The following is a 2,526-nucleotide window of genomic DNA, read 5'->3' on the forward strand; positions in this document are numbered from 1 at the left end:
GGTTGGTTAAAAAGCCGCATTCGAAAACTCCTTCCCCATGACGATGGCTTGCGGGCTGCCATCGAGTCAATCCTCAAGCAAGCAGTGTCCTAACCTAAGTGGCTTTAGCTATAGCTCGCTTGGCAGAACCGTTGGATATTAATGTTTTCACCGCTGTACTCACCGAAGGGCTTTTTATTGGCGGCTGGGTATTTTTGTGGGAGGCGGTTTCTCTGTTCTTTTTCTCCAATCGAGATTTGTACAATCGCTATCGCACCTACAGGCGATTGCGCAATTCTGAGGTCATCTTTAGCGAAGCAATGTAGAAATAGACTCAAAAAACCGGGTTTCTACGGCCCAAAAATTGGCTGAGGAGCTCAACAGAAACCCATTTACGCTTCGACAGGCTTATCCCCGATTTGCCACCGATCTGCGCTGGCTGAGAATTGCCTGGTGGGCTTGCTTCCAGTGGTGGGCCGCGATGCGAATTTGGCTGGGGTCGACCATGCCCTGGGCGCGATATTCACGCACGGCTTCGAGGGCCGCCTGATTGCTGAGCAGGGCCAAGTCGGCACCGTTCCAGCCATCGGTACGGGTAGACCAGTCCTTGAGATCGACGGCGTCGAGGGGGCGATCGCTATTATGCACCTGCAAAATCGCCAGCCTCCCCGCCGCATCGGGCAGGCCAATCTCGAGCTGAAGGTCGATGCGTCCGGCGCGTAGAATGGCGGGGTCGAGGGCACTGGGGCGGTTGGTGGCCCCAATTAGCAGTACGTTGGTGCAGCCCTGGAGACCATCGAGTTCGGTTAAAAGCTGGCCGACGACGCGATCGCTCACGCCTGAGTCGCCCTGGTACTGGCCTCGGGCGGGCACCAGGGTGTCAATTTCATCGATGAACACTACGCAGGGCGCTGCCTGGCGGGCTTTGGCAAACAGTTCGCGCACTGCCTGCTCGGCGGCACCGACCCAGCGGCTCAGCAACTCGGGACCGTTGACGGCGATAAAGTTGGCCCGAGCCTGGGCGGCCACAGCCTTGGCCAACAAGGTTTTGCCGGTGCCCGGCGGCCCCCACAGCAGCAGCCCCCGGGGCGCTTTGGCCCCCGTTTGGGCATAGAGTTCGGGGTAGAGCAGCGCCCCTTCAACAGATTCTTGCAGGATCTGCTTGACAGAGTCTAAGCCGCCGATGTCTTCCCATGCGATCGCAGGCGACTCCACCTCAACCGATCGCAGCACCGAGGGCTTGATTTCTTTGATTGCCTGAAGAAAGTCAGTGTGCACCAGGGTCATGGTGTCGGGTACGGGGCCAGCCAGATCTGGTAACTGGCGGCGCAGGGCAAAGTAGGCGGCCTTTTGGCAGAGGGCCTTGAGGTCGGCCCCAACCATGCCGACCGCTAGATCGGCGATCGCATCCAAATCTACGCCATCTAGCGGCATGTCGCGGGTTTGAATTTGCAGAATCTCGCACCGCCCCTGGCGATCGGGCACGCGGAACTGCACCTCGCGATCGAAGCGGCCAGGGCGGCGGAGAGCAGGGTCAAGGTGGTCGGGCCGGTTGGTGGCGGCCAGCACGATCACGCCCTTGGTTTGGGCAAAGCCATCCATCAGGCCTAGCAGAGTAGCGACTAGGCGCTTTTCGACCTCACCTTCGACCTTGCTGCGATCGGGGGCCAGGCTGTCGATTTCGTCAATAAACACTAGGCAGGGTGCCGCTTTCTTGGCCTTCTCAAAAATGGCCCGCAGGCGCTGCTCGGCCTCACCGTAGTATTTGCCCATCACCTCGGGGCCAACGATGGCAATGTAGTTTACGCCCAAATCTTCGGCCAGGGAGCGGGCGGTGAGGGTTTTGCCCGTGCCGGGAGGACCAACCAGCAGCACGCCGCGCGTGGGCTCTAGCCCCAGCTTAGCCAGCACATCGGGGCGCTTGAGGGGAATTTCGACCAGTTCGCGCAGCTCTTGCAGGGTGGTGGAGAGGCCACCAACGTCGCCCATGGTGGGGTGGTGGGGAGATGAAGGGGGTGGGGAGGATGGGGAGTCGCTGCTGGCAGGGGGTGGGGTGATGATGACTTCCTCTACGGCGGGGTCGCTGAGGGGGGCGCTGTCTCCAGAGGTGCGGTTCATGCGGCTGACGCCGATGTTAGGGATGTTGCCCTGGCGGGGAATGCTGCCCATGCTCCGGGCGTTGATCTGCACGTTAGTTTTGAACTCACCGCTTTCGGCTTTTTCTTCTAGCGTTTTAGCCAGTTCGAGCAGTTGTTCAAAGCCTTTGAAGAAGTCATTCATGGGCGTTACTCATCACGGGTTGGGGCTGATAGCAAGGGGATAGGTGCCGCTTAGCGTTCCCCAGATTTAGGGTTCACTCCCGGTCGGCCAAACCGCTTCGCCCTGCCCGAGACGTTATAAAAATTGAGAAACAACGGCTAGGAATAATGCCGTTCTAGGGCGTGTCATCAATTAGGTTAGGGTTGAAGGGTAGTCCTTAAAGCAAGACTCAGCGGAATGACAAGCCGACGCTATGCCCTGCGCGATGACCAATGGGAGCGAATCCAG

Annotated in this window: 2 protein-coding genes; one reads left to right on the top strand and one right to left on the bottom strand. The window is 59.2% G+C overall.

What is annotated here, in order from left to right:
- The first annotated feature begins 98 nt into the window (after window positions 1–98).
- Complete coding sequence (locus H6F57_RS23050) at window positions 99–305, top strand: hypothetical protein (protein WP_190624368.1); 207 nt, start codon at window positions 99–101, stop codon at window positions 303–305.
- An 82-nt stretch (window positions 306–387) separates the two neighbouring features.
- On the opposite strand, the gene H6F57_RS23055 is transcribed toward H6F57_RS23050, so the two are convergent.
- Window positions 388–2,259 carry an AAA family ATPase gene (locus tag H6F57_RS23055; protein ID WP_190624371.1) on the bottom strand — a complete coding sequence of 624 codons (1,872 nt, stop codon included), beginning with the start codon at window positions 2,257–2,259 and terminating at the stop codon, window positions 388–390.
- Window positions 2,260–2,526 lie beyond the last annotated feature (267 nt).

The organism is Leptolyngbya sp. FACHB-60, assembly GCF_014695775.1.
Taxonomy (GTDB): Bacteria; Cyanobacteriota; Cyanobacteriia; order Phormidesmidales; family Phormidesmidaceae; genus Nodosilinea.